This window comes from Yoonia sp. (assembly GCF_046498525.1).
Lineage (GTDB): Bacteria > Pseudomonadota > Alphaproteobacteria > Rhodobacterales > Rhodobacteraceae > Yoonia.
The window spans coordinates 1-7,729 of sequence record NZ_JAWOAN010000192.1; the positions used below are offsets into that span (position 1 = coordinate 1).

Below are 7,729 nucleotides of genomic sequence, written 5' to 3' on the forward strand. Positions count from 1 at the left end.
TGCAAAAGCCTGAAAGGAATTTCGCAGAAACTAACCACCACAGCCTGTAGCGCGATCCCAAATATCCCTGTTATTAGACAGTTTATTGGGATATCATCCCACTTATGGCCCATGAAACAGATCAAATAGACCGCGCGATACTGCGTATCCTGCAATCTGATGCCACACGCTCGGTTGATGACATCAGCGCAGCGGTGCACCTTTCGCGCAATGCCTGCTGGCGGCGGATCAAGGCGCTGGAGCAATCGGGCGTCATCAGGGGTCGCGTCGCGCTGGTTGATCCTGCCAGCGTCGGCGTCCCCCTGACAGTGATGGTCCTGATCCGCACCAATGCCCATGACGCAGGATGGATGAAACAGTTTCAGGCGACCTTGCAAAGCTTTCCTGAAATTGTCGGCGCCTACCGGATGACAGGCGATCTCGACTACGTGTTGCGGGTACGGGTCGCGGATGTCCCCGCCTATGACGCCTTCTATAAACAGCTTACCTCACGGATTTCTGTCTCGGATATTTCGGCAAGTTTCGTTATGGAGGAAATCAAGGAAACAACCGCGGTGCCGCTATGACCAAGACCACCATGCAGATTGATACATCAGCCGAAATGATGGAAAACGACATTCTACCCAAATGCCGCGAGGTCCACACGAACCCGCAAACGCAGACCGCACCACATACGATGCCCAAGGCGCTGTCGGGGTCGGCTGCCAAAAAAAGCCCCGCCCAATGGGCCTATGAGCGGATCATCATGTACATCCAGAACTTCGAAAAACAGTTGGATAACGATCACGAGGTTGGCCTCGGGCTCGCAGGCGGCAACACCGGCGTGATCAAGATCGAGGGTCTGGGCTATTACGACCCCGATATCGTCACCTACTACGGGATGAACCAAGGCGGCGCACGCACGCAGTTGATCCAGCACGTCAGCCAGTTGAACGTCACGCTTGTGGCCAGCCCAAAACACATCGATCAGCCTGAACCCAACAGGATCGGTTTCCAACTGGCCTCTGCATTGGATGGCGAAGAAGATGTGACCACCTGACCGCGTGACAGGACGAAATGAATCGTCTATGCGATACACAAATCAGATCACGAAGGAACCGAAAGATGGCTGAACACAAAGACGGCGAAATGGATATCACTGTTCAGGAAAAGACCTTTGAAGGTTTCGTGAGCATGGTAACGAAAGCGTCAATCGCAATCATCGTTTTGCTGATTTTCCTTGCACTCATCGCGATCTAAATCATCGTGAACCGGCGTGGTTTCTTAGTCGGTCTGCCACTGGCACTATCTGCCTGCACCGCACAAGAGGTCTGGGCGCCTCAAGACGTAGTGACACGCGCGATCTATCGCAAGCCGGGCCGTAAATACATCACGCTCTACACCATGAAAAATGTGGACTCCGACAACGGAGCCCATAGTTCGCTGCTCATCAACGCCAGTCAGCGTGTCCTCTTCGACCCGGCCGGCTCATTCGAGCAAAAGGTGATGCCGGAACGCAATGATGTGCTCTTTGGCGCCACCCCGCGACTGGAAAACTTCTACGTCAGCTTTCATGCGCGCTCGACCTATTACGTGGTCGGGCAATCGGTAGACGTATCGCCCGAGGTCGCAGAACAGGCCCTGAACCTCGCCCTTGTCTCGGGCCCTGTGGCGCAGGCAAACTGCGCGCGGGTCACATCACGGATATTGCGCCAGTTGCCCGGATTTGAAAACATCCGGCAAACTTGGGGGCCAAACCGCATACAGGAAGACTTTGCGAAACTGCCCGATGTTACAACACTGGAATACCGCGAAGACGACGCTGATGACAAAACCCTTGCGTTAGCCGAAATCTCGGCGATCCTCAGAGGAGAGTAGTGATCCACGTTCCGGCGTAAAAGGTCACTGCACCGCCCAAAATTGACCAAAGGACATTGCGCGTCCAAACCCCGATGAAAACGGTGGCAAAGGCTGCCAACACGCGCACCGGATCAAACTGCCCGTCGGTCGCGGCTGGCCATAAGACAAGTGGCGCCACCATCCCCGGCAGAACCGCAACAGGCGTATAGCGCAACAGACGCAGCACAAATGCTGGCATGGGCCGGTCCCCGATGAGGCCCAGAAACGAAAACCGGATCAGGAACGTCCCGACACCCATTACGATGATGATTGTCCAGATTTCAGCGGTCGAATAAGTCATCGCACGCGCCTTTCCATCAAGGTTTCAACCAGTGCCCCGGTCACCATCGCCGCGCCCGCCGCGATCAACAGCCCCGTACCGGCAGGCAGGTCAACCAAGGCCAAGGCGACCGCGACCGACATTGCTGCGGCGGATACATGCGCCAGCGACTTCAGCATGGGGGACACCATCGCCAGAAACATGATCGGCATAATGAAATCGAGCGCCCAAGCCTCTGGGATCGCCTGCCCTGCGACGATTCCCACAAAAGTCATCGCAAACCACAACGGGGCAATCGGGGTCGCCGCGCCCAGAAAATACGCCATGCGCTCGGAAACGGTCATCTTCGGTTGTGCCTCATACCGCGCGATCGAGGTGATGTAGGTCTGGTCAAAGTTGAGATATGCAACGCAGGCCCGTTGCCACAGCGGTGCCGTCCCCAAATACGGCACCAAGGATGCCGAATACATCGCCATGCGTAAATTGACCGCCAGCGCAGCCAGAAGCACAAACGCAATACTGGCATTTTCAACCATCATTTGAACGGCCGCGAACTGGGCGGCACCGGCAATCACCAGAACGGTGAACCCCATCGCCTGCGCCAGCGTCAGCCCCGCATCCGTGGCAATCACGCCAAAAAGCGTCGCGAATGGCACTGCAATCAAAATAAACGGCGCACCGTCGCGCACACCCGCCCAATAGGCGGATTTTGCGGGTGCTTTCACGGTAGAAGTCGTCATGGCTTTGCCTTAGCCTGAATGCGTTACATCAGGCTTTACCTATGCAGACGGGAAATGACAATTGGCGCGGATCGATGATATTTCCGACTACCTGATCGCACCTGATCCGGGCGCAAAACGGTTGACCCGTGCCGTGACTGGTACCGATCACAACGGGGCTTCAATCGACCTCAACGTCGTCGAAGAACGCCCCCTGACGATCTACCTCAACAGTCAGGAAATCGTCACCGCCATGACCATCGGGGATTATCCCGTTTATCTCGCCCTTGGCTTCTTGCGCAACCAAGGCATGCTGCACGCAGGCGACATCATCAAAGGCGTCGACTACGACGAAGAACTTGAAACCGTCGTCGTGCGCACCGAGGCACAAACGACCTACGAAGACAAATTGAGGAAAAAGACTCGCACCAGCGGTTGCGCCGTCGGCACAGTTTTCGGCGACATGATGGAAGGCCTCCAAGGCGTCACCCTGCCCGACGTGCACGTCCGCACGTCCGACCTCTACGCGCTCGCCGCCATCATCAACCGCACCCCGTCACTTTACCTCGAAGCAGGCGCAATCCACGGTACGGTGCTGTGCCAAGGCAACCGACCGCTGGTCTACATGGAAGACGTGGGCCGCCACAACGCTGTCGACAAAATCGCAGGCTGGATGCTCTCCGAGGGCGTCACTGCGGCGGACAAGATACTCTATACGACCGGGCGGCTGACCTCAGAGATGGTGATCAAAACCGCGATGATGGGAATCCCGATGCTCGCGTCCCGCTCGGGCTTCACCGCTTGGGGCGTCGAGATCGCGCAACAGGTCGGGCTGACACTGATCGGACGGATGAAAGGGCAACGCTTCGTCTGCCTGTCGGGTGAACATCGCCTGATCCGTGACGCCGACCCAGCCCAAATCGCCGATGAACCGCGCAAATCCGGTCGCAAGGCAAGCACATGACTGCGGCTTCAACTTCATCTTGGCCAAAAAACTCCCGCCGGAGGCTCCGGCGGATGCCACAAGCGCAGGTAATACAATGAAGCAACCCCTTGGCGTTATACTGGCGGGCGGTCTGGCCACGCGCATGGGTGGCGGCGACAAAGGGCTGCTTCCGCTCGGACAGGGCACGATCCTCAGCCATGTGATCGCACGGCTGGAACCGCAGGTTGCTGGTCTCGCCCTGAATGCCAACGGCGACCCCACGCGCTTTGCCGGCCTGCACCTGCCTGTTATCGCAGACAGTATCGCAGGCTTCGCGGGCCCGCTTTCGGGCGTATTAGCCGGCCTTGACTGGGCGGCAGAGCAAGGGGCCACGCACATCGTTACCGCCGCGGCCGATACACCGTTCTTTCCCTGCGATCTGGTCCCGCAGCTTCTAACAGCCGCAGAACAGGCAGGCACCGACATCGCCCTATCCCGTAGCCCCGGCGGGCGGCAGCCGACCTTCGGCCTTTGGCCCACTGCACTTCGCGATGACTTGCGGCAAGCCCTGCAAGACGGTCTGCGCAAAGTTGTCGTCTGGACAGACAAGCACGGCGCGGCCATCGCAGATTTCCCCGACGATGCGGCCTTCTTCAACGTAAACACCCCCGAAGACCTGACCAAAGCGGAATCCATGCTATGAGAATTTACGGTGTCGTTGGCTACAAGAATGCAGGCAAGACCGGCCTCATGGAACGGCTGGTGGCCGAGATCACGGGGCGCGGCTATTCCGTCTCGACCCTGAAACACGCGCACCACAGCTTTGACGTGGACCACCCCGGCAAGGACAGCTATCGTCACAGGCATGCAGGCGCATATCAGGTGCTGTTGTCCTCGCGCGCACGCTGGGCGCTGATGACGGAATTGCGCGACAATGACGAATTGCCGCTTTCCGACCTGCTAAAACACCTCGATCCGGTCGATCTGGTCCTTGTTGAAGGCTACAAACGCGACGACCACCCCAAAGTCGAGGCCTACCGCGCCGAGACAAACCACCCCGTCATTGCCCAGGACGACACCACCGTGCGGGCCGTCGCCAGTGATTGCGCGTTGGACGTGTCGCAACCTGTCTTCGATCTGAATAATACAAAAGCGATTGCAGATTTCATCCTGTCCGAGGTCGGCTTGTGAAGTTCGATACTTTCCTTATGGTCGACTGGTCGGGTGGAAACGACCGTGGCGCGACCCCGAAGAAAGACGCGATTTGGGTCTGTGCCGCACGCAACAGGACAGCTGATCAGCCGGTCTATTTGCGCAACCGGCAAGAGGCCGAAAGCTGGATCACCAATTTCCTCCACTCCGAAAATGCCGCCGGTCGCCGCGTACTTGCCGGTTTCGACTTCGCCTTCGGCTACCCTGTAGGCTTCGGCAAAACCCTGACCGGCACCGACGATCCTTTTGCCATCTGGGACTGGTTCGCGGACCGCGTTGTGGACGCGCCCAAAACCAACAACCGCTTCGATCTGGCGGGCGAAATCAACGCCCTCTTCCCCGGCACCGGCCCCTTTTGGGGCAACGGATTGCAACGTGACATACCCTATCTGCCGCGTAAGGGACTGGCGCGCGCAGGGCACGGCATGGCCGAAAAGCGGGCTGCCGAAAACCACGCCAAAGGCGCATTTCCCGTCTGGCAGCTTTCAGGTGCAGGGGCGGTCGGCAGTCAGGTCATTATGGGCCTGCCCATGCTCGCCCGATTGCGGCGCACCTTCGGCAGGGACCTTGCCGTCTGGCCGTTCGAGCCGCTTGTCCCGCCCATCGCCATTGTCGAAATCTGGCCCTCGCTGATCGCGAAAGCCGTCAGCGCGACGCAGCCCAAAGGCCGGATCAAGGACGCGCATCAAGTGCAGTTGCTCGCCCAGACACTGTCAAAAATACCCACGCCAGACATCGCCCGGATGCTCGACGTGGCGTCTACAAACGAAGGCTGGATTCTGGGGCTTGAACACGAAGACCTGCTCGAACGGGCGGCCTTGGGCCATCTCGCGCCACCGCCCCTGAAGAACGATTGCTTTGCCATGCCGCAAGGTGCGCATTGGACACCTGTCGATGAGGCACATGAACATCTGCGCAAGAAACTTACCTGCGTCACTGCCACCGAAACCATCGCGATCAAAGACGCCGCAAGGCGCTACCTTGCAAAAGACATCCAAGCCGCACGCGCGCATCCACCTGCAGCCAACGCAGCCGTGGACGGCTATGGTTTTGCCGGCCCCGCATCGTCCGGTATCACGCGCCTGCAACTGGTCACCGGACGCGCGGCGGCGGGTGCCCCTTACAAGGGCACCGTCCCAGCGGGTCACACCATCCGCATTCTGACGGGCGCAAACCTGCCCGAAGGCGTCGATACCGTGGTGCTGCAAGAAGACGTCAGCACCAGCAAAACCGAGGTCAGCTTTCATGGCCCCCTGAAACGCGGTGCAAACGCACGTGAGGCAGGCGAAGATATGCAAGCGGGCCAAACCATCCTGCACGCAGGCCGCAAGATTACGCCAGCGGACCTCGGAATGCTGGCGGCCGCAGGCGTCGGTCAAGTCAGTGTGCGCAAACCTCTCAGGGTCGGCATCCTTTCCACCGGGGACGAACTACGCGAACCCGGCGATACGGCGACCGAAGGCCAGATCTACGACGCAAACCGCCCGATGCTGGCGGCAATGGTCACGAATTGGGGCTATGAGGTAGTGGATTTGGGACGGGCACCGGACAAAAGAGAGACCCTGCGCAACATTCTCGATGATGCGGCGAAACAATGCGATGCGATCCTGTCCTCCGGCGGTGCATCTGCAGGCGACGAAGACCATATGTCGGCGCTGCTGGAAGGCACCGGCTCATTCGCTCTTTGGCGGATCGCCATGAAACCGGGGCGGCCGCTTGCTCTTGGTCTCTGGCGAGACACACCCGTTTTTGGGCTGCCCGGCAATCCTGTCGCGGCAATCGTTTGCGCCCTGGTCTTTGCGGCACCCGCGCTAACCGTCATGGCAGGCGGCGCTTGGACAGAACCGACCAGTTATCAACTGCCCGCTGCCTTCAGCAAATCCAAAAAGGCTGGCCGTCGTGAATACCTGCGTGCGCGGGTCGAGGACGGTAAAGTCACCATTTTTCCCTCTGAAGGGTCAGGCCGCATCTCCGGCCTTAGCTGGGCCACTGGGCTTGTGGAACTCTCTGATCACGCGCAAGAGATCGCTTTCGGAGATCTGGTCAATTACATTCCGTTTAATTGCTTTGATGCATGAAGATCACTGTCGGTATTCCCCCGCAAGACCGCGAAGAAGCGGCGTCACTCTATTGGGAAGCCTTCGGTAAAAAGCTGGGCTTCACAATGGGGCCAAAATATCAGGCGATGATGTTCGTGCGTTCCGTCCTGCGGCCCGATCACGGCATTTGCGCGCATGACGACAATGGCAAACTCTTGGGCATCGCAGGTTTCAAAACGGTCCATGGCTCATTGGTCGAGGGGGATTTCAGCGACATGCGCAGGGTCTATGGCTGGGTCAGCGGATCAATTCGCATGTCGCTTCTCGCCTTGCTGGAAAAGGACTTCGAAAATGAACGCTTCCTGATGGACGGATTGTTCGTCGCACCAGAGGCACGCGGCATGGGCGTCGGCACCGCCCTGCTTGACGCCGTGATCGACGAAGCAAAGCGGCGCGGCTACGCACAGGTCCGGCTTGATGTGGTCGATACGAACCCACGGGCCAAGGCGCTCTACCGCCATGTCGGCTTCAAGGAACTCAAGACAGTCAAAATCGGACCGCTGAAGCATATTTTCGGCTTCAGCGCGTCAACCACAATGGTGCGCGACGTTTAGCCAGAGCCAATCAACGCACCGGCGGCAAAGACCAGCGCACCGCCCAAAACCACTTGGAAGAT

11 protein-coding genes are annotated in these 7,729 nt (G+C 58.7%); 9 read left to right on the forward strand and 2 right to left on the reverse strand.

The window, feature by feature from the left end; all coding sequences use genetic code 11:
• Positions 1-104: 104 nt before the first annotated feature.
• From R6T97_RS11990 to R6T97_RS12005, 4 genes are all read left to right on the forward strand, one after another.
• Positions 105-566, forward strand: a complete 462-nt coding sequence (locus R6T97_RS11990; RefSeq protein WP_410349525.1) for an Lrp/AsnC family transcriptional regulator — start codon at positions 105-107, stop codon at positions 564-566.
• Complete coding sequence (locus tag R6T97_RS11995; protein WP_410349526.1) at positions 563-1,039, forward strand: DUF6173 family protein; 477 nt, start codon at positions 563-565, stop codon at positions 1,037-1,039. The genes R6T97_RS11990 and R6T97_RS11995 overlap by 4 nt, the downstream gene beginning before the upstream one ends.
• 65 nt (positions 1,040-1,104) lie before the next feature.
• Positions 1,105-1,239, forward strand: coding sequence for an aa3-type cytochrome c oxidase subunit IV (locus R6T97_RS12000; protein WP_410349527.1), 135 nt, complete (start codon positions 1,105-1,107; stop codon positions 1,237-1,239).
• Positions 1,240-1,245: 6 nt separating this feature from the next.
• The gene (locus R6T97_RS12005) at positions 1,246-1,857 is read left to right on the forward strand and encodes a hypothetical protein (protein ID WP_410349528.1); all 612 of its coding nucleotides are present in this window, start codon (positions 1,246-1,248) and stop codon (positions 1,855-1,857) included.
• Here the strand turns inward: R6T97_RS12005 and R6T97_RS12010 are convergent.
• Together R6T97_RS12010 and R6T97_RS12015 are read right to left on the reverse strand one after the other, a co-directional pair.
• Positions 1,844-2,179 carry an AzlD domain-containing protein gene (locus tag R6T97_RS12010; protein ID WP_410349529.1) on the reverse strand — a complete coding sequence of 112 codons (336 nt, stop codon included), beginning with the start codon at positions 2,177-2,179 and terminating at the stop codon, positions 1,844-1,846. The two genes, R6T97_RS12005 and R6T97_RS12010, sit on opposite strands and share 14 nt — an antisense overlap.
• The gene (locus R6T97_RS12015) at positions 2,176-2,898 is read right to left on the reverse strand and encodes an AzlC family ABC transporter permease (protein ID WP_410349530.1); all 723 of its coding nucleotides are present in this window, start codon (positions 2,896-2,898) and stop codon (positions 2,176-2,178) included. Before R6T97_RS12015 ends, R6T97_RS12010 begins: the two co-directional genes overlap by 4 nt.
• A gap of 61 nt (positions 2,899-2,959) precedes the next feature.
• Here R6T97_RS12015 and R6T97_RS12020 point away from each other — a divergent pair, with 61 nt between their 5' ends.
• The 5 genes from R6T97_RS12020 to R6T97_RS12040 all read left to right on the forward strand — a co-directional run bounded on the left by R6T97_RS12020 (position 2,960) and on the right by R6T97_RS12040 (position 7,667).
• Positions 2,960-3,841, forward strand: a complete 882-nt coding sequence (locus R6T97_RS12020) for a formate dehydrogenase accessory sulfurtransferase FdhD (protein WP_410349531.1) — start codon at positions 2,960-2,962, stop codon at positions 3,839-3,841.
• A gap of 76 nt (positions 3,842-3,917) precedes the next feature.
• Complete coding sequence (mobA, locus tag R6T97_RS12025; protein WP_410349532.1) at positions 3,918-4,505, forward strand: molybdenum cofactor guanylyltransferase MobA; 588 nt, start codon at positions 3,918-3,920, stop codon at positions 4,503-4,505.
• Complete coding sequence (mobB, locus tag R6T97_RS12030; protein WP_410349533.1) at positions 4,502-4,993, forward strand: molybdopterin-guanine dinucleotide biosynthesis protein B; 492 nt, start codon at positions 4,502-4,504, stop codon at positions 4,991-4,993. Before mobA ends, mobB begins: the two co-directional genes overlap by 4 nt.
• Before the next feature lie 17 nt (positions 4,994-5,010).
• On the forward strand, positions 5,011-7,092 hold the full coding sequence (gene glp / locus R6T97_RS12035; protein ID WP_410349535.1) for a gephyrin-like molybdotransferase Glp: 2,082 nt from the start codon (positions 5,011-5,013) through the stop codon (positions 7,090-7,092).
• Positions 7,089-7,667 (forward strand): GNAT family N-acetyltransferase, encoded by a 579-nt coding sequence (locus R6T97_RS12040; RefSeq protein ID WP_410349534.1) that lies wholly within the window; start codon positions 7,089-7,091, stop codon positions 7,665-7,667. The genes glp and R6T97_RS12040 overlap by 4 nt, the downstream gene beginning before the upstream one ends.
• Positions 7,668-7,729 lie beyond the last annotated feature (62 nt).